Raw genomic sequence first — 21,531 nt, 5'->3', positions numbered from 1 at the left:
CCGGTGTTCGACGCTATAGTGCACAACATATTGTGTCTATGTTTAAAAAAAACACAGGATGGTGTGAATGAATGCGTCTCTTTCAGAAACAGTAAAGCTCCCCATGGCCCGCAGCGTGGCGGTTGCCGGGGCTATCAACGAGTATCTCGACCGCCTTGACTGGCGGGTGCAGGCGAATGCCAATCAGGGCTATTCACTGGGTGGCCTGGTACTGAACAGTGCCGGCAAGCTGGTTGCCAATTACTGGCTCGACGAGATTTATCCGATTGAGGTAGCAGAGGCACATCGCCAGGCTGATCTGCATATCCATGATCTCGACATCCTCGCCGGCTACTGTGCCGGTTGGTCGCTGCGCACCCTGTTGCACGAAGGTTTCAACGGTGTTCCAGGGCGGGTCGAGGCGCGGCCGCCGAAGCGGCTGAGTACCGCGCTGGGACAGATGGTCAACTTTCTTGGCACCCTGCAGAACGAGTGGGCCGGTGCCCAGGCCTTCAGTTCCTTCGATACCTACCTGGCAGCCTTCGTGCGCCGTGAAGGCCTGGATTTTGAGCAGGTGCGTCAGGCCATGCAGGAGTTTATCTACAACCTGAATGTGCCCTCACGCTGGGGTACCCAGACGCCCTTTACCAACCTGACCTTCGACTGGGTGTGCCCGGAGGACCTGCGCGAGCAGATACCAGTGATTGCTGGCGAGGAAATGCCCTTCAGCTACGGCGAGTTGCAGCCGGAAATGGACCTGATCAACCGTGCCTTTCTCGAAGTGATGCAGGAAGGGGATGCACTGGGTCGGGTGTTCACCTTCCCGATTCCCACCTACAACATCACCGAGGACTTTCCCTGGGACAGCGAGAATGCCCGGTTGCTGTTCGATATGACCGCGCGCTACGGCCTGCCGTATTTCCAGAACTTCCTGAACTCCGAACTCAAGCCCAATCATGTGCGCTCGATGTGCTGCCGACTTCAGCTGGATGTACGGGAACTGCTCAAGCGGGGTAACGGCTTGTTCGGCTCAGCCGAGCAGACCGGCTCACTGGGTGTGGTAACTGTCAATTGCGCGCGGCTTGGCTATTTGCATGCCGGTGACTGGGACGGGCTGCTGGCGCGCCTTGATCAGTTGCTGGAGCTTGGTTACCAGAGCCTGGAAATCAAGCGCGAGGTGATTGGTCGTTATATGGAGCAGGGGCTGTACCCCTACACCAAGCGTTATCTGGGCACCCTGCGCAACCATTTCTCGACCCTGGGGGTTAACGGGTTGCACGAAATGCTGCGCAATTACAGTGGCGACCGTGAGGGCATTCATACCGCCACGGGGAGGCAGCTGGCACTGACCCTGCTGGATCACGTGCGTGCCCGGCTGGTCGAGTTCCAGCAACGCAGCGGCAATCTGTACAACCTGGAGGCCACGCCGGCGGAAGGAACCACCTACCGCTTCGCCCGTGAAGACCGCAAGCGCTGGCCGCAGATTCTTCAGGCCGGCACGCAGCAGGCACCCTACTACACCAACTCGAGTCAATTACCGGTGGGGCATACCGATGACCCCTTTGAGGCGTTGGCGCTGCAGGACGAGCTGCAGTGTCGCTATACCGGCGGGACTGTGCTGCATCTGTACATGGGCGAGCGGATTTCTTCCGCCGAGGCCTGCATGGCACTGGTAAGGCGTGCCTTGAGCCGTCACCGGCTGCCGTACCTGACGGTAACCCCTACCTTTTCCATCTGCCCGGTACATGGCTATCTGGCCGGGGAGCACCCCTATTGCCCACTGTGCGACCAGGAACTGCTGGCGCGACAGCGTAGTGCAACTGCCAATACCCCCACAAACGTAACCCAAGGAGCGTGAAATGAACGTTAACCAACTGCCCAACGAACTGCGTCAGCCCTGTGAAGTCTGGACTCGGGTGATGGGCTATCACCGCCCGGTGAGTGCCTTCAATCCAGGCAAGCAGTCCGAACACCGCGAACGCCTGCCGTTCCGCGAACAGGCCAGTGTGCGCGGATGAGCCATGGCGTGCAGGTCGGCGGGTTAACCCCGCTGACCACCATCGATTACCCGGGATTGCTGGCTTGCGTGGTGTTCTGCCAGGGCTGTGCCTGGCGCTGCGGCTATTGCCACAATCCGGAGCTGCTAGCCGCCCGTGCCAGTCGTCCGGGTCTGGGCTGGGACGATGTTCTGGCCTTTTTGCAGCAGCGTCAGGGCTTACTGGATGCCGTGGTATTCAGTGGCGGTGAAGCCACCTTGCAGCCAATGCTGGGTGAGGCCATGCGGCAGGTGCGTGCGCTGGGTTTCAAGGTCGGACTGCATACTGCAGGTATCAAGCCGACGGCCTTGCAGCGGGTGTTGCCGCTGTGTGACTGGGTCGGCTTCGACATCAAGGGGTTGCCCTCACAGGTGGACGCCGTGACTGGGTGCAGCGGCGCGGCGCAGGCCAACTGGACCAGTCTGGATCTGTTGCTGGCCTCCGGCGTGAATTTCGAGTGCCGTACCACGGTGCATTGGCAGCAAACCAATGGCGAGTCGCTGCGGCAACTGGCGCAGCACTTGCGCGGGCTTGGCGTGCGGCACTGGGTGGTGCAGCCGGTGCGTAGTGACCGCATGCTTGACCCTGCGCTTGGCAAGAGTATCGCTGATGAGGAACTCGCGCCGCTGTGGGCGCAACTCGGCTGTGGCTTTGAGGCGTTTCAGGTGCGCTGAAAAAAGCACGAATTTGCCGCCCTGCTGGGGTAGAATTCCCGGCACCATTTTCAATCCGCAACAGGAATCCAGTTTATGGGGCGCGCCTTTCAGAACCGCAAGGAATCCATGGCCAAGACGGCCGACATGAAGACCAAGCTGTACAGCAAGTATGCCCGCGAGATCTACGTCAGCGCCAAGTCTGGTGGCGTGGACCCGTCCGGCAACCTGACGCTACGCGGCCTGATCGAGCGCGCCAAGAAGGACCAGGTTCCCGCCCACGTGATCGACAAGGCCATCGACAAGGCCAAGGGCGCTGGTGGTGAAGATTTCTCGGTGGCTCGCTACGAAGGTTTTGGTCCGGGCAACTGCATCGTCATCGTCGATTGCCTGACCGACAACCCGAACCGCACCATCGCCGATGTACGCCATTGCTTTACCAAGACCAAGTGCAAGATGGGTACCCCGGGCAGCGTCAGCCACATGTTTGACCACTGCGCGATTTTCAGCTTTGCCGGTGATGACGAGGAGAAGGTCCTTGAGGCGCTGATGGAAGCCGACGTGGATGTCACCGACATCGAGAACGAAGGCGGCAAGATCACCGTATTCACCCCCAATACCGAGTATGCCAAGGCCAAGCAGGCGCTTACCGATGCGCTGGGTGATATCGACTTTGCGGTCGACGAGATCCAGTTCCTGCCGCAGACCAGCTGCACCATCGAGGGTGAGGATGTCGCCCTGTTCGACAAGTTCATGGACATGCTCAACGATCTCGACGACGTGCAGAACGTCTACCACAACGCCGAGTTCTGAGTTGTTGCCAGCCAGCGACCGCCGTTGGCGGTCGCGCTGTGCTGTTAAGTCCTCTCAGGCCTTGCGCACGAACTCCGACTTCAGCTTCATCGCACCGATACCGTCGATCTTGCAATCGATATCGTGGTCGCCATCCACCAGGCGGATATTGCGCACCTTGGTGCCAACCTTGACCACCAACGAGCTGCCCTTGACCTTGAGGTCCTTGATCACCGTCACAGTGTCGCCATCGGCCAGCGGGTTGCCGTTGGCATCGCGGATCTGTCGCTGCTGATCGGCGTCTGCGCTGACGGCGTCGGCGCTCCACTCATGGGCGCATTCGGGGCAGATCAAAAGGTTGCCGTCGCTATAGGTCCATTCACATTGGCATTGCGGGCAGGCGGGGAAGTCGCTCATCTCGGCTCCTGGGTCGTGGGTAAGGCGGATCGGTGCCGCAGAAGCCGGCGATTGTAACAAATTGCGACCGCTGCCGGGCGGCATAGCTGGCCAAGTCATCGGTGACCGCGTTGGCATAACAGCTATTTGATCAGCTTTGCGCCGGTGGATTGCGACCTGCATTGTCGCAGACGGCCCTGATACTATGCTGGTCGCCGTCAGCCACAGGAATTGCCCATGCAGGATGCCAGTCAGCTCAGCCCCGGATTCATGATTCTGCATGGCAACCGCCTGGAAAGCCTGCGCCAGCTGCTGGTCGACTGGATGCGCGAGCACCCGCTGGCACCGCTGGAAAATGAGCTGGTGCTGGTGCAGAGCAACGGCATCGCCCAGTGGCTGGAAATGGCCCTGGCGGCGGACCGCGAGCAGGGTGGCTGCGGCATTGCGGCAGCAATAGATGTGCAGTTGCCGGCGCAATTTCTCTGGGATATGTACCGCGCTGTGCTTGGCCGGGACAGCGTTCCGAAAACTTCTCCACTGGACAAGCAGCCGCTGACCTGGCGGCTGCTGCGCCTGCTGCCGGGCCTGCTCGGTGAGCCGGCGTTTGCCCCGCTGCAGCGCTTTCTCGCCGACGATGACGACTGCCGCAAGCGCTATCAGCTGGCCGAGCGACTGGCCGACCTGTTCGATCAGTATCAGGTCTATCGGGCTGACTGGTTGAATGCCTGGGCCGCCGGAGACGACAGTATCGCTCTGGCACGCAAAGGCAGCCGGCCACTGGATACCCATGAGCACTGGCAGCCGGCGCTCTGGCGTGCGGTACTCGCCGATGTTGGCAGCGAACAGCTCAGCAACAGCCGGGCCGGGGTGCACCCGCGGGCACTGCAGGCGTTGCTGAATGCCAACGAGCGTCCGGCGGGGCTGCCACGGCGGGTAATAGTGTTCGGTATTTCCTCGTTGCCGGCACAGACCCTGGAGGCGCTGGCGGCGCTGGGACGTTTCAGTCAGGTGCTGCTGGCGGTGCTCAATCCCTGCCAGTTCTACTGGGGCGATATCGTCGCCGACCGCGAGCTGCTCAGCCACCAGTACCGGCGCCAGCAGGCGCGCCCCGGCAGCCCGCCGCAACTCGACGACAGCACCCTGCACCAGCATGCCCATCCGTTGCTGGCGGCCTGGGGCAAACAGGGCCGCGACTATATCAACCTGCTTGATGTGCACGACGAACGCAGCAGCTACGAGGCGCGCTTTGCCGCGATCAATGGCGGTCGTGTGGATCTGTTTGAAGCGCCGGAGGGCAACAGCCTGCTGCAACAGCTGCAGCAGGATATCCTTGAGCTGCGGCCACTGGCGGAGACCCGCGAGCGCTGGCCGGCGCTGGCCTGTGAGTCGCCGCAGGCGGGGGCGCCGGCACAGCTGCTGGACAGCTCGATCCGCCTGCATATCGCCCACAGTGCGCAGCGCGAGGTGGAAATCCTGCATGACCAGTTGCTGGACGCCTTTGCCCGTGACCCGAACCTGCGTCCGCGCGATGTGATTGTCATGCTGCCCGAGGTGGACACCTACGCGCCGCATATCCAGGCGGTGTTCGGCCAGTACGCAGCGGATGACCCGCGTTACATTCCCTACACCCTGGCCGACCAGAACCAGCGTGGCCGCGAGCCCCTGCTGATTGCCCTGGAGCATCTGCTGCAACTGCCGCACAGCCGGCTGCCGGTCAGCGAGGTGCTGGACCTGCTGGATGTGCCGGCATTGCGCAACCGCTTTGGCCTGGAAGAAAGCGATTTGCCGACGCTGCAGCGCTGGATCGAGGGCGCCGGCATCCGCTGGGGGCTGGACCAGCAGCGGCGCAGCGCGCGCGGGCTGCCCGCCGGGTTGGAGCACAACAGCTGGCGCTTTGGCTGGCGACGCATGCTGCTGGGCTATGCCAGTGGCCAGCAGGCGGCCTGGGGCGCTATCGAGCCCTATGACGAGGTGGGCGGGCTGGATGCCGCCTTGATCGGCCCGCTGGATCAGCTGCTGCAGGCACTCGACCGGCATGAGCAGGCACTGGCCAGCCCGGCTTCCCCGGTGGCCTGGAGTAAACGCCTGAGCCAGCTGCTGGCGGACTTTCTGACGCCCGCCAGTGAGACCGATCAGCTGCTGATCGGCCAGCTGCAGCAGAGTCTCGACCAGTGGCTGGAGCTGTGTGCCGAGGTGGGGCTGGAGGAGGCCCTGCCGCTCAATGTGGTTGCTGAGGCCTGGTTGCAGGGCGTCGGTCAGCAACAGCTAAGCCAGCGTTTTCTGGCCGGGGCGGTGAATGTCTGCACCCTGATGCCGATGCGTGCGATTCCCTTTCGTATGGTCTGTCTGCTCGGCATGAACGATGGCGACTACCCGCGCGCCCAGCCACCGCTGGATTTCGACCTGATGGCCAGTGACTACCGCCCGGGCGACCGCTCGCGCCGCGAGGATGACCGTTATTTGTTGCTCGAGGCGCTGCTGTCGGCCCGCGACAGCCTGTATATCAGCTGGGTTGGGCGCAGTATCCGTGACAATGGTGAACGCCCGCCCTCGGTGTTGATCGGTCAGCTGCGCGACCATCTGGCCGCCGGTTGGCGCTGTGCCGACCCGCAGCAGGATCTGCTGGCGGCACTGACCACCGAACACCCGTTGCAGCCGTTCAGTCGACAGTATTTCGATGGCAGCCAGCCACGCCTGTTCAGCTATGCCCGTGACTGGCGGGTACTGCACGAGGCACCGCTGACACAGGTGGCCGACAGCCCGCTGGCGCCCGCCAGCCTGGATGAGCCGATTGATGCAAGCGCGCTGCAGGGTTTTCTGCGCCGCCCGGCGGAACACTTTTTTACCCGGCGGCTGAAGGTCTGGTTCGCTGAGGAGCAGTTGCAGGCCGAAGACGACGAGCCTTTTGCCCTCGATGGCCTGCAGCGTCACAACCTCAGCCAGTGGTTGCTGCAGCGTACCCTGGCCAGCGGGATGGATGCCGACTGGGCGCAGGTGCTGGAACAGCAGTCAGTGCGCCTGACCGAGCGCGGCAGCCTGCCGCTGGCCGGTTTTGGCGAGCGCGAACGCCAGAGTCTGATTGAGCCGCTGCGCGACCAGCTGGTGCGTTACCGGCAATTGCTGGAGCTCTGGGACACCCCGTTGGCACAGCCGCTGGCGGTGACGGCAGCGGCACCGGGCATCCGCTTGCAGGACTGGCTGGGCGGCTGGCGCAGCGCCAGCGCGGTGGATGGGCAGATGCTGCTGCAGCTGGAAACCGGTCGTCTGCTGGATGGCAAGGGTAAGCAGAAAACCCTGCGCTGGCACCGGGTACTGGGCGCACTGTGCCGCCACCTGCTGGCCTGTGCCGGTGGTGTGCCGGCGCAGGGCTGCCTGATCGCCGGGGATGCCAGTCTGGCGCTCTATGCGGTGGAGCCACAGAGCGCACAGGCGATTCTGCAGCGCTGGTTACAGGGTTTTCAGCAGGGCCTGTGCCAGCCGCTGCCGCTGGCGCTGGAAAGCGCCATGCTCTGGCTCAGGGACGCGGACCCGGGCAAGGCCGCGAAATACTATGAAGGTCGTGAGCGCCAGACAGGCGAAGTGGGCCGCAGTGTGGTCCTGCAACGCAGCTTCCCGGACTTTGCCAGCCTGCAGGCGGCCGGTTTCAACGACTGGGCTGAACAGCTTTACCGGCCCTTGCTGGATTTGCAGGATCAGCAGTTGCTGGTAATCAGCGCGCAGGAGGACGAGGCATGACGCAGTCGAGTTTACCGCTGGCACTGCGTTGCCCGCTGCGCGGCAGCCGGCTGATCGAGGCGAGTGCCGGTACCGGCAAGACCTTTACCATCTCCGCGCTGTACCTGCGGCTGGTGCTGGGGCAGGGCGGCGAAGGGGATTTCCCGCGCGCCCTGTTGCCGCCGGAGATTCTGGTGGTGACCTTTACCGACGCCGCCACCCAGGAGCTGCGCGACCGCATTCGTGCGCGACTGGTGGAGGCGGCCAATGCCTTCCGCCAGCAGGCGGCCAATCCCGATCCGATCATCGCCAGGCTGTGCCAGCAGACCCCGCCAGCGCAGTGGTCAGCCAGCGCACGCACGCTGGAGATCGCTGCCCAGTGGATGGACCAGGCGGCGGTCTCGACCATCCACAGCTGGTGCCAGCGCATGCTGCGCGAGCATGCCTTCGACAGCGGCAGCCTGTTTGAACAGACACTGGAAACCGACCAGCGCGAGCTGCGGGCCGAGGTCGCACGCGACTACTGGCGGCAGCACTGCTACCCGCTGGCGGGCGCGGCGCTGGACTGGGTGGCCGAGCACTGGGGCGCGCCCGAGGCCCTGCTGGACAAGGTCAGGCCGTTGCTGGCGGAGCCGCCGTTAGCCACGGGCGGTGAGTTGCAGGTGCTGATTGGCGACAGTCTGGCGCAGCGTGCCGCCAGCCTGACGGCGCTGAAATCACCCTGGGCCGCCTGGGCCGATGAGCTGGAACAGTTGCTGGAGCAGGCCATCGAGCAAAAACTGGTGGATGGCAAAAAATTGCAACGCCGCTATTTTGCCCCCTGGCTGGCCAGCCTGCGCGACTGGGCCAATGCAGCGGAGCAGCAACAGCCGAACCTGACTGATTCGGCCTGGCACCGCCTCAGTGAGAAAGGACTGGCCGAGGCCTGGAAGCAGGGCAGCCCGCCGGCGCATCCGGCCATCGCCGCAATCAGCCAGCTGAAGCAGGATCTGGCGGCGCTGCCGAACCCGGAACAGGACGCCCTGACCCACGCCGCCGGCTGGATCGCCGCGCGCTTCGAGCAGGAGCAACGGCGCCGCGCGCAGATGGGCTTTGACGATATGCTCAAGCGACTGGATGCGGCCCTGCAGGGCGAGAACGGCGGGCGGCTGGCCGAGGTAATCCGCCAGCAGTTCCCGGTGGCGATGATTGATGAATTCCAGGATACCGACCCGCTGCAGTACCGCATTTTCAATGCGGTGTACCGGGTTGCCAGCAATGATCAGGACAGCGCCCTGCTGCTGATTGGTGACCCCAAACAGGCCATCTACAGCTTCCGTGGTGCGGATATCCACACCTACCTCAAGGCCCGCCGCGATACGCACGGGCGCCACGAGAACCTGGATACCAACTACCGCTCCAGCCAGTCGATGGTGGACGCAGTGAACCGGGTATTCAGTCTGGCCGAGGCGAACAATCCCAGGGGGGCCTTCCATTTCCGTCAGGGCGACCAGCATCCCTTGCCGTTCCTGCCGGTGTTGGCACAGGGGCGCAAGGAAATCTGGCAGCGTGATGGCCAGGCCGCGCCGGCGCTGACGGTGTGGCAGCTGGACAGCGAGCAGCCGTTGAGCGGCGATGAATACCGCCAGCAGATGGCCGAGCGCTGCGCCACGGCGATGGTCGAGCTGCTGCGCGCCGGGCAGGCCGGTGAGGCCGGCTTTGCCCGGCCCGGGCAGGCACTGGTGGGCGTCAGGCCGGCAGACATGGCAGTGCTGGTGCGCACCGGCAAGGAGGCGCAGTGCATCCGTCAGGCATTGGCCGCGCGCGGGGTGCGCAGTGTCTATCTGTCGGACAAGGATTCGGTGTTCGCCAGCCTGGAGGCGGCGGATGTGCTGCGCTGGCTGCGGGCCTGCGCCGATCCGGGCAATGACCGCCTGCTGCGTGCGGCGCTGGCCAGCCCCGGACTGGGGTTGCGCTGGGCCGAATTGGAACGGCTGAATCAGGATGAGCGTTACTGGGAACAGCAGGTCGAGCAGTTCCATGCCCTGCGCCGCGTCTGGTTGCGTCAGGGCGTGCTGCCGATGCTGCAGCAGCTGCTGCACCGCTTTCGCTTGCCCGCCCGCCTGCTGCAACAGGCCGACGGCGAACGCCGGCTGACCAACCTGCTGCATCTGGCCGAACTGCTGCAGGCCGCCAGCCGCGAGCTGGATGGCGAGCAGGCGCTGATCCGCCACCTGGCCGAGCGGCTGGACGATGCCGCCGGCAATGGTGCCGAGGAACAGGTGCTGCGGCTGGAAAGCGACGCCGAGCTGGTCAAGGTGGTAACCATCCACAAATCCAAGGGGCTGGAATACCCGCTGGTGTTCCTGCCCTTTATTGCCCACAGCCGGCCAGCGGATGGCAAAGGTCCGCTGTGGCTGCATGACGGCGAAACACGCCGCCTGCAGCTGGCAGTGGATGAGCAGGCGCTGGCGCAGGCCGATGGCGAACGTCTGGGCGAAGACCTGCGCCTGCTCTACGTGGCACTGACCCGCGCCCGGCATGCCTGCTGGCTGGGTGTGGCTGACCTGAAACGCGGCAATGCCAGGGCCTCGGTGCTGCACCAGAGCGCCCTGGCCTGGTTGCTCGCCGGTGGTGAGCGGCTGCCGTCATCAGCGCAACTCGGCCAGTGGCTGCAGGCCTGGCAGCAGCCCCCGGCGATTGATCTGGTGCCCGCCCCAGAGACCAGCGAGGTGCTCTATCAGCCACCCGCGCCGGCCGCGACCAGCCTCTGCGAGCGTCAGCCGGCGCATCCCCCCTTCGAGCACTGGTGGATAGGTTCCTACAGTGCGCTGGTCAACGGCCAGGACAGCTACTCGCTGGACCATGATGTGCCGGCGCTGTTTCTGCCGCCGGGTGCCGGCCGGCCGCACAGCCCGCACAACTTCCCGCGCGGTCCGCAGCCGGGGGTGTTTCTGCATGGGTTGCTGGAAAAAATCGCCGAGGACGGCTTTGTTCGCTCTGCCGAGCCGGCGCAGCGACTGGCCTGGCTGGCACCGCGCTGCCAGCGCCGCAGCTGGGGCGAGTGGACCGAGTGCCTGCAGGACTGGCTTGGTCGACTGCTGAGTCAGGTCTGGTCACTGGATGGCGAGCCGTTCAGTCTGGGGCAGCTGCAGGCGGGGCAGTACCAGAGCGAGATGCAGTTCCTGTTTGCCGCCCACGGCGTCAAGGCCACCCGCATCGATGCGCTGGTGCGTGCGCAAACCCCGGGTGAGGGCAACTATCCGCCACTGGGGGCGGACCAGCTCAATGGCCTGTTCAAGGGCTATATCGATCTGGTGTTCGAACACCGGGGCCGTTATTGGGTGGTGGATTACAAGTCCAACTGGCTGGGGTCGGAGGCTGGCAGTTACAGCCAGGCGGCGATGACCCGGAGCGTGCAGGCGCACCGCTACGACCTGCAATACGTGTTTTACGTGCTGGCGCTGCACCGGCAGCTGAAGGCGCGGCTGCCCGGCTACGACTATGAGCGGCATGTCGGCGGGGCGGTGTACTGGTTCCTGCGCGGGGTGGATGCGCCGGGCGCCGGCCTGTGGCAGGCGCGTCCGTCCCGACAACTGATCGAGACGCTGGACCGGCTGTTTGCCGGTCAGGCGCTGGAGGCCACAGATGCCTGAACAATATGAGCTGTTGACGGCCACGCCTGTGTGTCCCGAGCTGCAGGACAACCGGTCATTGCTGGCGCTGCTCGACAGCTGGCAGAGCGCTGGCTGGCTGCGCCCGCTGGACCGGGCGCTGGCCGGTTTTCTGCTGGAGCAGGCGCCCGACTGCCCGCCGCTGGTGCTGCTGGCGGCGGCGCTGGTCAGCCACCAGCTCGGTCACGGGCATGTCTGTCTGGATCTGGCCTCCACCCTGCAGGCCCCGGATTTTGCCCTGTCGTTGCCACCGGAGGGCGCGACCAGTGAAGACACGCCGTTGCCCTCGAAGGTTCTGCAAGAGGTTCAGGTAGCCGACTGGCAGGCCGCGCTGGCGGCCAGCCCGGTGGTCGACAGTGACACCCCGGCGGCTGGTGTGCGCCCGCTGGTACTGGTTGGCCAGCGCCTGTACCTGCGCCGTTACTGGCAATACGAGCGCGATGTGGTGAACGCCCTGGCCGAACGCCTGCAGGCACCGCTGCCGGTCAGCGACGACTTTGCCGAGCGACTGCAGCAGCTGTTTGCCGACAGCCAGCAAGTACCTGACTGGCAGCGGCTGGCCTGCGCGCTGGCCGCGCGCGGACGCTTCAGCATCATCACCGGCGGGCCGGGAACCGGCAAGACCACCACCGTGGTACGCCTGCTGGCGCTGCTGCAGGCGCCGGCAGTGGCTGCCGGACAACCGCTGCGTATCCGTCTGGCGGCCCCCACCGGCAAGGCGGCGGCACGTCTGACCGAATCCATTGGCCGTCAGGTCGGCCAGTTGCCGGTGCCGGATGACGTGCGCGCGGAAATTCCGACGGCGGTCAGCACCCTGCACCGGTTGCTCGGCAGCCAGCCGCACAGCCGGCATTTCCGCCACCAGCGTGACAACCCGCTGGTGCTGGATGTACTGGTGATCGACGAAGCCTCAATGATCGATCTGGAAATGATGGCCTGCGTACTGGCCGCGTTGCCGGCGCATGCCCGGCTGATCCTGCTTGGCGACAAGGACCAGCTGGCCTCGGTGGAGGCCGGCGCGGTGCTCGGCGACCTGTGCCGGCAGGCTGAGCAGGGCTGCTATAGCGCGCGTACCCGTGACTGGCTGGAAGCGGTCAGCGGTCAGTCGCTGGCGGCGACCGGCCTGACTGAAGGGACCGATGCACAGCAGCCGATTGAGCAGCAAACCGCGATGCTGCGCTTCTCCCACCGTTTTGGCAGCGACAGCGGTATCGGCGAGCTGGCGCGAGCGGTCAACCGCTGCGATGCCACCGGCGCCCGGCAACTGCTGTACAGCGGGCAGTTTGCCGACATCCATCAGCGCAGCCTGAGCCAGCCGACGGATCCGGCTCTCGCTGCCTGTGTGCTGGGCAGCGAGACCTTGCCGGGCTATCAGCTGTATCTGCAGCAGCTGAAGGCCGGGCGCCCGGCGGCGGATACCCCGGCCGAGAGCGATGCCTGGCAGGACTGGGCGCGTGCGGTACTGCATGCCTTCGACCGTTTTCAGCTGCTCTGTGCGGTGCGCAAGGGTGACTGGGGCGTGGAGGCGATCAACCAGCGTGTCGCCAGCCTGCTGCATGCGCGCGGCCTGCTGCCGGCGGAGCGGGGGTGGTACGAAGGCCGGCCGGTACTGGTCACCCGCAACGACTACGCGCTGGGACTGATGAACGGCGATATCGGCATTGCCCTGCGCATCGCCGAGCCACCGTTGAGCGCCGGCGAGCCGCAACGCACGGCCCTGCGCGTGGCCTTCCCGCGTAACGATGGCAGTGGCGGCATCCGCTTTGTACTGCCCAGCCGCCTGCCGCAAGTCGACAGCGTATTCGCCATGACCGTACACAAGTCGCAGGGCTCGGAATTCACCCACGCCGCCCTGGTGCTGCCGCCGGCACGCAACCCGGTGCTGACCAAGGAACTGGTGTACACCGCGATCACCCGCGCCAGTGCGCATTTCAGCTTGCTGGAAAGCCGCGCCGGGGTGTTCGAGGAAGCGGTTAGCACGCCGGTACGGCGGATCAGCGGGCTGCTGTTGAGCTAGTCCTCTCGCCAGCCCAGCTCGCCGCGGGTGGCGGTCTGCAGTTGCTCACGCAGTGACTCGGCAGCGCTGGCCGGCAGCCGCAGGCTGATCTGTACCGCACTGGCGTGACGGACCTCCAGCAGCTCGCCGCCGGCCTGCTCGATCAGACGCCTGGCCAGCCCCTCGTGGGCGTAGTCCAGGCGCAGCTCGATCTGGCTCAGGGCAATCGGGGTGATCTTTTCTGCCTGCAGCAGCGCCTGTGCCACGCAGTCGGTGTAGGCGCGCACCAGTCCGCCGGCGCCCAGCTGGATACCGCCGTAGTAGCGCACCACGCTGGCCAGAACACCATCCAGCTGCTGGTGGCGCAGCACTTCCAGCATTGGCCGTCCGGCGGTTCCCGAGGGTTCACCATCATCCACCGCAGCGCTGTGGCCGCCGGCCAGTAGTGCCCAGCAGACATGCGTGGCATCCGGGTGTTCGGCACGCAGCTGTGTAACCCGCGCCTGTGCTGCGGCGCGATCGGCGATTGGCTCGACGCAGCCGATAAAGCGGCTTTTGCGGATTTCCAGGTAACTGCTGACCGGGCTGGCGAGGCTGTACATGGCGGCCTGTCTGAATAACGGAGCCGTGATTATAGGGGATCACGGCTCCGCGTGGCTGCTCAGCGCAGGTGGTCGGCGAGTGCCGCCATGGCTTTCAGGGTCCAGGGCATGGTCACCGCCGAGGAGGCATAGGGATGCGAGGACAGCCGCACCACCACGGTTGATGTGGTCGGGTTGATATGGATCAGCTGGCCATGTACGCCCATCGCATAGTAGCTGCCATCGGCGTCATGGCTGATCCACCACTGGTTGCGGTAGGAGAAGCCCGGCATGAAATCACGCCCGGAGGCCTTGAATGCCTCGCGGTCGGCGCCGGCGGTGATGGTCGCAATCACCTCTGGGGCAACAATCTGCTGGCCATTGAATTGCCCCTGATTGCGCAGCATCTCGGCAAAGCGCGCCAGATCGCGCAGGGTTACGTTGAGGCCGGCGCCGGACCATTCGGTGCCGATCGCGTCCAGCAGCAGGTAGGCATCCTGTTCGGCGCCCAGTGGTTGCCACAGGCGCTGGCTGATCAGCTCGGCCAGCGACCGGTTGCTGGCACGCCGCACTATCCAGCCGAGTACTTCGGTGTGCACGGTGCGGTAGACAAAGTCGCGACCGTGCTCGCCGGGGCCGGCGGCGATGCCCGGCAGGTAGTCGGTCAGCGTCAGTTGGCCGGGATAGTCGTGCGGTGCCGGTGCCATGCCGGCGGCCATGGCGTATTTCAGTACGTCCGATTGCGGATCGCCATACACTTCGTTGTAGGCGATATCGGCGGTCATGTTCAGTACCTGCTGCACAGTGGCACCTTTCCAGCCGCTGTTCTCCAGCTCCGGAACATAACGGGTGACCGGGGCATCCGGGTCAAGCAGTCCCTCATGAATCAGCTGGGTGGCCAGCAGCCCGGTGAAGGACTTGGTCACCGACCAGAGGATGTGCGGATTCTGTTCCGGCATGCCCTGATGATAGGCCTCGTAGATCACCTTGCCGTTGTGCATGATCAGGGTGGCGTCGGCGTAGGTACCGTCGAGGTAGTCGGCAAAATTGCCGGTTTTGCCATCGGGGCCGATGAAGCTCAGCGCCTCGATCTCGGCGCGCCGGTCATCGCCCCGCGGCAATACCGACACCGGGCCGCTGCCCCGCGTCACCGCTCGGCTGGGGCGCAACTCGCGCATATGGTGGAAGGCCCAGCGCAGGTTGGGGAAGTTCAGCAGGTAGTTGCCGGCGGTCACCCGCTTGTCAGGCTCTGGCGGAAAGCCCTGCATCAGTTGCAACTGGTCCAGCCGGTACAGCGCCGGATCGGGAACCTCCGGCGTGTTGGCCAGTGCACTGGACAGGGTCAGGCAGCCAAGGGTGGCTAGGGCCAGGCGTTTGATCATCATGGGCAGCTCCGCATTGTTGTTGTCTGCGGATACTCTAGCCAGCATCTGCGCCAGCGGCCAGTCGGGCAGCGCCGGCTTGATTGGCTGAATGACCGGGCATCAGCCCTGCAGGCTCAGCTGACCACCCGGTAGCACGGCTGGTAGGCCACGCCACTCGGCAGTTTCATCCGGTCCTGGGCGACAAAGGCCTGCAGCAGCGCATCCAGCGGACGCATGATCGCTGCCTCGCCATTGATCTGGTAGGGGCCGTGTTCCTCGATCAGGCGGATGCCACGCTCCTTGACGTTGCCGGCGACGATGCCGGAAAACGCCCGGCGCAGGTTGGCCGCCAGCTGGTGGGCTGGCAGGTCACGGCTCAGTTCCAGCGCAGCCATGTTGTCATGGGTCGGATCGAACGGCAGTTGCAGTGCCAGATCTATCTTCAGCAGCCAGTTGAAGTGGTAGGCATCCTGATGGTCTCGACGGAAATCGCCGACCTGCTGCATGCCCCTGGTCATTTCCACTGCCACCGCGGCCGGGTCGTCGATGATAATGCGGTAACGCTGCTGTGCCTGTGGCCCCAGGGTGGCGGCGACAAAGGCATGCAGTTGCTCCAGATAGGGTTGGCTTTCGCGCGGGCCGGTGAGTACCAGCGGAAATGGCAGCCCGGCGTTGTCCGGGTGCAGCAGAATGCCCAGCAGGTAGAGAAACTCCTCAGCGGTGCCGACCCCGCCGGGGAAAATGATGATGCCGTGGCCGGCCCGTACAAAGGCTTCAAGGCGTTTTTCTATGTCCGGCAGGATCACCAGCTCGTTGACGATCGGGTTGGGTGCTTCAGCGGCAATGATGCCGGGTTCGCTAAGGCCGAGGTAACGGCCATCCAGAATACGCTGCTTGGCGTGTGCGATGGTGGCACCCTTCATCGGCCCTTTCATCACGCCGGGACCGCAGCCGGTACAGATATCCATGCCGCGCAGACCGAGCTCATGGCCGACCTTTTTGCTGTACTTGTATTCGTCCTGGTTGATCGAGTGGCCACCCCAGCACACCACCAGTTTCGGTTCCAGGCCGGGGCGCAGGGTGCGCGCGTTGCGCAGCAGGTGAAAGACGTATTCGGTGAGTCCCTGCGAGCTGTTCAGGTCGGCGCGTGGGCGGCCGGACTCGCTGGCGCTGTAGACGATGTCGCGCAGGGCGCTGAACAGCATTTCCCGGGTGCTGGCGATCATCTGGCCATCGACGAAGGCATCCGCCGGAGCATTGATCAGTTCCAGGCAGACGCCGCGATCCTGCTGGTGGATGCGCACGTCAAAGTCGCGGTGGGCCTCAAGGAGGGTCTTGGCGTTGTCGATCTGCACGCCGGTATTCAGAATCGCCAGCGCGCACTGGCGGAACAGCTGGTGCGCGCTGCCGCTGCCGATCTCGCTGAGCTGCTGGACTTCCCGTTGGGACAGGGTTTCCAGGCTGCCCTTGGGGTGGATAAAGGTACTGATCTGCGTGCCTTGCATGAATGTCTTCCGTTATGGGCGTAGGGCCATTCTAGCAAGACTGATGCGCATCAGACCCAGACATCGCTGCGGCGTTTGCGCCGGCGCACGAACAACGGCAGTATCAGCCCGGCCAGCAGCCCGGCACCGGCGATGCCGCCGCCGTACAGCATGTAACGCAGCAGCAGTTGCTGGTTTTCGTCGCCGAGCTTCGCGTGAGCCTCGCGCAGTTCGCTCTGGGTCGCCAGCAGTTCGGCATTCAGCCCGGCGCGCTGTTGCTCCAGTTCCTCGATCAGCGCCTTGCGGGTTTCCAGGGTTTCCTGCATGCCCTGTACGCGCAGCTCCCAGCTCTGGTTGATGTTTTCCAGTTCACTGCTCAGTTCGTTGACCTGCTGTTCCAGCGCCGGAATTCGTTCGGCCTGCCCGGGCACCGACTGTAATTCGCTGCTGAGAATCCACACGCTGTTGCCCGATTCGTTGCGCACCTGACTGTACTTGCCCTCGCTGCCGATCAGGGTGACCGCCTGCCCCGATTGCAGGGTGCCAACAATCCGGTGGCCATCGCTCGGGCCACTACGCACCCAGGTGTTCAGGCTGTCGCTGACCCAGCGCTGGGTGGTCTGGCTGCTGGCCGCCGAGGGCAGGGCAAGCAGCAGGGTGGCGAGCAGCATAGGAGACAGCAAGGGCGAAGTAAGGCGAACGGATGATTTTTTGGTCATTGGCATCCTTGTCGAGACATGGCTATCAGCAAGGTGGATTGAGGGTTCCTGCAAATGACCACGCAAGCGCTGGCAAGTTCAGCCGGGGATTACGTCCGCCCGCCTGCCGCTGCTCAGACAGGCTGTTGCCGGGCCTGCCAATAGGCCAGGGCGGCCAGTGTAAAACCATCCTCCAGCTCTCCTTGCAGCAAGCGCTCCAGCAACTGCTCAATAGCCACCCGATGCACTGCCTGTACCTCGTGATCATGGCTCCCTACAGCATCCTGTGAGGTCAGTCTGGCCAGGTACAGATCAACGCCGGAGGATAGGATGGCGGTGTTCGGGCGATAGCGACCAAGTCGTGTCAGCTGTTCCGGTGTGGCCCGGTAGCCGGTTTCTTCCAGCAGTTCGCGGCAGGCGCAGTCAATACTGCTTTCTCCGGGCTCGGCATAGCCACGGGGAATCTCCAGTGCTGGCCGGTTGCCCTGGGCCGGTCGGCAGACCTCAACCAGCAGCGCCTCGTGCTGATCGACAATCGCAAGTACGGCAGCCCCCTGGCTGGCACCATCCTCCTCGATCCAGTGGTAGCCATTATCGGCGACCACGCGGAACCAAGGGTTCTCGTAGAGGGTTTTCATTTGATCTCCAGTCCCATGTGGCGGCGCAGGCGCGGGTACATGCCAAACCAGTTGCGTCTGGTCATGTAGTCGTGGCCGCTGTCGACCAGTTTGTCCTCGATGAAATTCATTGCCTCATCCGTCAGGTAGCGTGCCAGTTCGCCAGCGCCGGCACTGGAAATGAATTCGAAGAGGCGCAGCGGATACTGGATCAGGGCGATTTCGCGGCGCAGCGCGCGGAAGGCAATACCGACATCCAGCAGCTGTTCCGGCAATCCTTGCAAGTGACGGATATTGTCCTGCAGAAAGCCTTCGCTGGGCATCGCATACAGCGAATTGTAAGCCGGGTCTATCACCTCGGCACACAGCTGCTCGAAGCCCTGCGGCTGGCCGCGGTTGGCAAAGAACTGCCGGGCATAGGCATACCAGTCTGAGCGCGATCGGCAATTACTTGCGCCCAGCATAAACAGCGTGCGCTCGCCGTCGCTGTCAAAACTGTGGCCAATGCTGCCCGGTTCATCCAGCCGGCGCAGCACTTCCCGGCTCAGGCCGTCGCTGCCCAGAACCAGGCTTTGAGAGACGGCACAAATGCTGTCCAGACACCCTTGCAGATGCTGCAAGCGCTGCTCCATCAGCTTTTGCTGATGGCCGCTGAGCTGCCCCTTGCACGGCGAGCCGGGCAGGCTGGATATGATGAAGTTGTCAGGCAGGCGCTGGTAATACTCCTGCATATCCGGTTTTCCGCCCATATTGAAACCGCGGATCACCAGCTTGCCGGCGCCTTCCTCGTTCAAGTACTTGTGGACGTTGGTCTGTGCCAGACTTTGGGTGACGTCCAGATTGTCGATCAGGGTGTTGGGTGACAGCACTACGCCGTCGGCAAAGGCCAGACCGGTAAGAAAGCGTTTTCGCCATTCCTCGGGGGACAGCCCGCGCACGGAATCGCAGTTGGAAAGCAGCAGTTTTTCCTTGAACAGCATGGAGGGGTGTCCGGTGATAATGATGACAGCATGATAGGCAAAAATGACTGGTCTGGCTGCTGTGGATTGTTGTCGCTGCCAGCGTAGATGTTTCGGTGTAGCATCAGACAAAACCTCCACCGCAGGATGCCTTCAATGTCTGACTCGACCTCCCCCGAATTGCTGATTGGTGCCAGCCCCGAGCGACGCGTGGCGCTGCTGGCACGCATGGCCAACCGCCATGGACTGATAGCCGGTGCCACCGGGACCGGCAAGACGGTAACCCTGCAGGTGCTGGCCCAGGCTTTTTCGGATATCGGGGTGCCAGTGCTGGTGCCGGACATCAAGGGGGACTTTTCCGGGATCGCCAGTGCCGGGCAGGAGTCGGACAAGCTGCGCCAGCGCGCGGTGCGCACGGGTCCCGATGACCTGCAGCTGCAGGGGGCGCCGGTGGTGTTCTGGGATGTCTTCGGCGAACAGGGGCATCCGCTGCGTCTGACCCTGGCCGAACTGGGCCCGGTGTTGCTGGCGCGCCTGCTGAATCTGAATGAAACCCAGACCGGTGTGTTGCAGATTGCCTTCCGGGTGGCCGATGACAATGGCTGGCTGTTGCTGGATCTGAAGGATCTGCGTGCCATGCTTAACCATCTGCATGAGCAGCGCGCCGAGATAGGTCCGCGATACGGCAATATTTCACCGGCCAGTCTGGGCGCCATCCAGCGTTCACTGCTGGCGCTTGAGGGGCAGGGTGGCGAACGGCTGTTCGGCGAGCCGGCGCTGGTGCTGGATGATTTCCTGCAGACCGCCGCCGATGGGCGAGGGGTGGTGAATATCCTGCATGCCGAACGGCTCTACCGCGACAGTCCGCTGGCTTATGCCTGCATACTGCTGTGGCTGCTTTCTGAACTGTTCGAACAGCTGCCGGAGCGCGGTGATGCTGACAAGCCGCGCTTTGTGCTGTTTTTCGACGAAGCACACCTGCTGTTCAAGGATAGCCCGCGCTCGCTGGTTGATCGAATCGAACAGGTGGTGCGACTGATTCGCTCCAAGGGCGTGGGCGTCTACTTCATCACGCAAAGCCCGCTGGATCTGCCGGAGTCGGTGCTCGGTCAGCTGGGCAACCGCATCCAGCATGCCTTGCGCGCCTTTACCCCGCGTGACCAGCGTGCCGTGCGTGCCGCCGCGCAGACCTTTCGCAGCAACCCCGGGCTGGATACCGAAACGGCCATCACCGAACTGGGAGTCGGCGAGGCACTGGTTTCGGTGCTGGACGCCAAGGGTTCACCGACCCCGGTGGAGCGGGTGATGGTGCGTCCACCGGCCAGCCAGATGGGACCGATCAGCCCGGAACAGCGCAGCCGGCTGATCCGCAGCTCACTATTGGCCGGGGTCTACGATCAGGCCGTGGACCGTGAGTCGGCTTACGAAATCCTCCGCGCCCAGGCCGAGCAGGCGCTGCAGAAAAAGGCCGACGCTGCACCGCCGCCACGCAGCACCCGCAGCCGTGCCGCCCCTGCCTCTGCCACAGAAAACCTGTTGGGTTCGGTTGGTCGCAGTGTGTTGCGTACCTTCGGTACCCAGATCGGCCGGCAACTGGCGCGCGGGTTGCTTGGCTCGTTGACCGGCAAGCGCTGAACCTCGGGCTTTTTGCCGGATGTTTCTGCAGCTGCATTTGCCGCTTTGAATGGTTATGGTTGGGCGTGAAACCGACCAACCTTCCTTGCGCATAACTGGAGAAGCCCATGGCAACTGCAACACTGGATACGCGTCGCTGGTCAGCTGTGCTACTGGCAGCCCTGGCAACACTCATGGTGATCGCCCTGACGGCGGCTCGCCCGGCGTTGGCCGAGCCGGCGGTATTCAAGGACAAGGTGGCAGTGATTACCGGCAGCAGTTACGGACTGGGTCGGGAACTGGCATTGCTGGCGGCTGGCTATGGCATGCCGTTGGTGCTGGTGGACATGCGCCCGCAACCGTCCCATGAACTGGCCGAACAGATCCGCAGTGAAGGCGGCAAGGCGCTGGTGGTCGAGGCCGATCTGGCCGAGCCGCAGGCCCGTGCACGGGTGATCGAGCAGGCGCTGGCCGAGTACGGCCGCATTGATTACCTGTTCAATAATGCCGGTTATTCCTATCTGGCCTCCCTTGAGGAGATGGACCTGGAGCAGGCCCGGCATCAGATGGAGGTGAATTTCTGGGCCTACGCTGACCTGGCGCAGCAGGTGATCCCGTCGATGCGCGAGCAGGGTGGCGGCACCATTGTGAATGTGTCATCGATTCTCGGCATGCGCGCCGCGCCGGCCAATATGGGCCACTACGCGGCGACCAAACATGCCTTGCATGGCCTGTTCCAGAGTGTCGCGGCTGAAGTGGCAGCGGACAACATCAAGGTCTTCGTGGCGGCTCCGGCGGGCATGCGTACCCATATCAGTCGGCACTCGCTGGGCCCGCGTGCCAACCCCGAGGTGGACCGGGCGGCCAGCTGGGAATATCCGGCGATCCCCGCACGGGACATCTTCGAGATGATCCAGGGCGAGGCGGTGATCTTCAATCCGGGCTATATCGGACGGCAGTAACACGGTGGCGAATGTCGGCGACGCATGGATTGC

General features: G+C 64.1%; 15 protein-coding genes and 1 pseudogene. 9 read left to right on the top strand and 7 right to left on the bottom strand.

The genetic code is table 11. The features are described 5' to 3' along the window. Positions 1 to 115 precede the first annotated feature (115 nt). From BMZ23_RS03210 to BMZ23_RS03195, 4 genes and pseudogenes are all read left to right on the top strand, one after another. Positions 116 to 1,837: pseudogene (locus BMZ23_RS03210) on the top strand (ribonucleoside triphosphate reductase); the annotation flags it as partial. 1 nt (position 1,838) lies between these two features. Beyond that, on the top strand, positions 1,839 to 1,997 hold the full coding sequence (nrdD, locus tag BMZ23_RS15275; RefSeq protein ID WP_093472634.1) for an anaerobic ribonucleoside-triphosphate reductase: 159 nt from the start codon (positions 1,839 to 1,841) through the stop codon (positions 1,995 to 1,997). Continuing rightward, on the top strand, positions 1,994 to 2,689 hold the full coding sequence (locus tag BMZ23_RS03200; RefSeq protein WP_093472631.1) for an anaerobic ribonucleoside-triphosphate reductase activating protein: 696 nt from the start codon (positions 1,994 to 1,996) through the stop codon (positions 2,687 to 2,689). Before nrdD ends, BMZ23_RS03200 begins: the two co-directional genes overlap by 4 nt. A gap of 75 nt (positions 2,690 to 2,764) precedes the next feature. Continuing rightward, the gene (locus BMZ23_RS03195; protein ID WP_093472627.1) at positions 2,765 to 3,481 is read left to right on the top strand and encodes a YebC/PmpR family DNA-binding transcriptional regulator; all 717 of its coding nucleotides are present in this window, start codon (positions 2,765 to 2,767) and stop codon (positions 3,479 to 3,481) included. A 54-nt stretch (positions 3,482 to 3,535) separates the two neighbouring features. Here BMZ23_RS03195 and BMZ23_RS03190 read toward each other — a convergent pair whose 3' ends face one another. Beyond that, the gene (locus BMZ23_RS03190; RefSeq protein WP_093472624.1) at positions 3,536 to 3,877 is read right to left on the bottom strand and encodes a zinc ribbon domain-containing protein YjdM; all 342 of its coding nucleotides are present in this window, start codon (positions 3,875 to 3,877) and stop codon (positions 3,536 to 3,538) included. Positions 3,878 to 4,093: 216 nt separating this feature from the next. Between BMZ23_RS03190 and recC the strand changes: the two genes are divergently transcribed. From recC to recD, 3 genes are read left to right on the top strand one after another with little or no spacing between them, the layout of a single operon-like run. Continuing rightward, the gene (recC, locus tag BMZ23_RS03185) at positions 4,094 to 7,591 is read left to right on the top strand and encodes an exodeoxyribonuclease V subunit gamma (protein WP_093472621.1); all 3,498 of its coding nucleotides are present in this window, start codon (positions 4,094 to 4,096) and stop codon (positions 7,589 to 7,591) included. Further along, positions 7,588 to 11,205 carry an exodeoxyribonuclease V subunit beta gene (recB, locus tag BMZ23_RS03180; protein ID WP_093472615.1) on the top strand — a complete coding sequence of 1,206 codons (3,618 nt, stop codon included), beginning with the start codon at positions 7,588 to 7,590 and terminating at the stop codon, positions 11,203 to 11,205. The genes recC and recB overlap by 4 nt, the downstream gene beginning before the upstream one ends. Further along, positions 11,198 to 13,240: an exodeoxyribonuclease V subunit alpha gene (recD, locus tag BMZ23_RS03175; RefSeq protein ID WP_093472612.1), complete on the top strand. Its 2,043-nt coding sequence runs from the start codon at positions 11,198 to 11,200 to the stop codon at positions 13,238 to 13,240. The genes recB and recD overlap by 8 nt, the downstream gene beginning before the upstream one ends. Here the strand turns inward: recD and BMZ23_RS03170 are convergent. From BMZ23_RS03170 to BMZ23_RS03145, 6 genes are all read right to left on the bottom strand, one after another. Further along, entirely contained in the window at positions 13,237 to 13,821 is a 585-nt protein-coding gene (locus BMZ23_RS03170) for an IMPACT family protein (protein ID WP_093472609.1), read from the bottom strand. The genes recD and BMZ23_RS03170 overlap by 4 nt on opposite strands. A gap of 59 nt (positions 13,822 to 13,880) precedes the next feature. Continuing rightward, on the bottom strand, positions 13,881 to 15,185 hold the full coding sequence (locus tag BMZ23_RS03165; protein ID WP_218143557.1) for a serine hydrolase domain-containing protein: 1,305 nt from the start codon (positions 15,183 to 15,185) through the stop codon (positions 13,881 to 13,883). A 113-nt stretch (positions 15,186 to 15,298) separates the two neighbouring features. Continuing rightward, complete coding sequence (ppnN, locus tag BMZ23_RS03160; protein ID WP_093472606.1) at positions 15,299 to 16,669, bottom strand: nucleotide 5'-monophosphate nucleosidase PpnN; 1,371 nt, start codon at positions 16,667 to 16,669, stop codon at positions 15,299 to 15,301. 50 nt (positions 16,670 to 16,719) lie between these two features. Further along, positions 16,720 to 17,367: a TIGR04211 family SH3 domain-containing protein gene (locus BMZ23_RS03155; RefSeq protein ID WP_425431652.1), complete on the bottom strand. Its 648-nt coding sequence runs from the start codon at positions 17,365 to 17,367 to the stop codon at positions 16,720 to 16,722. A gap of 113 nt (positions 17,368 to 17,480) precedes the next feature. Next, a complete protein-coding gene (locus BMZ23_RS03150; protein WP_093472600.1) occupies positions 17,481 to 17,984 on the bottom strand; it encodes an NUDIX hydrolase in 504 nt (167 codons plus the stop codon). Continuing rightward, positions 17,981 to 18,943 (bottom strand): hypothetical protein, encoded by a 963-nt coding sequence (locus BMZ23_RS03145; protein ID WP_093472597.1) that lies wholly within the window; start codon positions 18,941 to 18,943, stop codon positions 17,981 to 17,983. Before BMZ23_RS03145 ends, BMZ23_RS03150 begins: the two co-directional genes overlap by 4 nt. A 135-nt stretch (positions 18,944 to 19,078) precedes the next feature. On the opposite strand from BMZ23_RS03145, the gene BMZ23_RS03140 reads away from it, so the two are divergent. Then, positions 19,079 to 20,557: a helicase HerA-like domain-containing protein gene (locus tag BMZ23_RS03140; protein ID WP_093472594.1), complete on the top strand. Its 1,479-nt coding sequence runs from the start codon at positions 19,079 to 19,081 to the stop codon at positions 20,555 to 20,557. A 107-nt stretch (positions 20,558 to 20,664) separates the two neighbouring features. Then, the gene (locus tag BMZ23_RS03135) at positions 20,665 to 21,498 is read left to right on the top strand and encodes an SDR family NAD(P)-dependent oxidoreductase (RefSeq protein ID WP_218143556.1); all 834 of its coding nucleotides are present in this window, start codon (positions 20,665 to 20,667) and stop codon (positions 21,496 to 21,498) included. Positions 21,499 to 21,531: the final 33 nt, after the last annotated feature.

Source organism: Halopseudomonas yangmingensis (assembly GCF_900114825.1).
Classification (GTDB): Bacteria; Pseudomonadota; Gammaproteobacteria; order Pseudomonadales; family Pseudomonadaceae; genus Halopseudomonas; species Halopseudomonas yangmingensis.
The sequence above is the reverse complement of the archived record's forward strand: the minus strand, read 5'-3'. Positions and strand labels throughout refer to the sequence as shown.

Coding starts and splice junctions, on each gene's coding strand:
- nrdD (WP_093472634.1), top strand. CDS start 1,839: ATGAACGTTAACCAACTGCCCAACGAACTGCGTCAGCCCTGTGAAGTC.
- BMZ23_RS03200 (WP_093472631.1), top strand. CDS start 1,994: ATGAGCCATGGCGTGCAGGTCGGCGGGTTAACCCCGCTGACCACCATC.
- BMZ23_RS03195 (WP_093472627.1), top strand. CDS start 2,765: ATGGGGCGCGCCTTTCAGAACCGCAAGGAATCCATGGCCAAGACGGCC.
- BMZ23_RS03190 (WP_093472624.1), bottom strand. CDS start 3,877: ATGAGCGACTTCCCCGCCTGCCCGCAATGCCAATGTGAATGGACCTAT.
- recC (WP_093472621.1), top strand. CDS start 4,094: ATGCAGGATGCCAGTCAGCTCAGCCCCGGATTCATGATTCTGCATGGC.
- recB (WP_093472615.1), top strand. CDS start 7,588: ATGACGCAGTCGAGTTTACCGCTGGCACTGCGTTGCCCGCTGCGCGGC.
- recD (WP_093472612.1), top strand. CDS start 11,198: ATGCCTGAACAATATGAGCTGTTGACGGCCACGCCTGTGTGTCCCGAG.
- BMZ23_RS03170 (WP_093472609.1), bottom strand. CDS start 13,821: ATGTACAGCCTCGCCAGCCCGGTCAGCAGTTACCTGGAAATCCGCAAA.
- BMZ23_RS03165 (WP_218143557.1), bottom strand. CDS start 15,185: ATGATGATCAAACGCCTGGCCCTAGCCACCCTTGGCTGCCTGACCCTG.
- ppnN (WP_093472606.1), bottom strand. CDS start 16,669: ATGCAAGGCACGCAGATCAGTACCTTTATCCACCCCAAGGGCAGCCTG.
- BMZ23_RS03155 (WP_425431652.1), bottom strand. CDS start 17,367: ATGACCAAAAAATCATCCGTTCGCCTTACTTCGCCCTTGCTGTCTCCT.
- BMZ23_RS03150 (WP_093472600.1), bottom strand. CDS start 17,984: ATGAAAACCCTCTACGAGAACCCTTGGTTCCGCGTGGTCGCCGATAAT.
- BMZ23_RS03145 (WP_093472597.1), bottom strand. CDS start 18,943: ATGCTGTTCAAGGAAAAACTGCTGCTTTCCAACTGCGATTCCGTGCGC.
- BMZ23_RS03140 (WP_093472594.1), top strand. CDS start 19,079: ATGTCTGACTCGACCTCCCCCGAATTGCTGATTGGTGCCAGCCCCGAG.
- BMZ23_RS03135 (WP_218143556.1), top strand. CDS start 20,665: ATGGCAACTGCAACACTGGATACGCGTCGCTGGTCAGCTGTGCTACTG.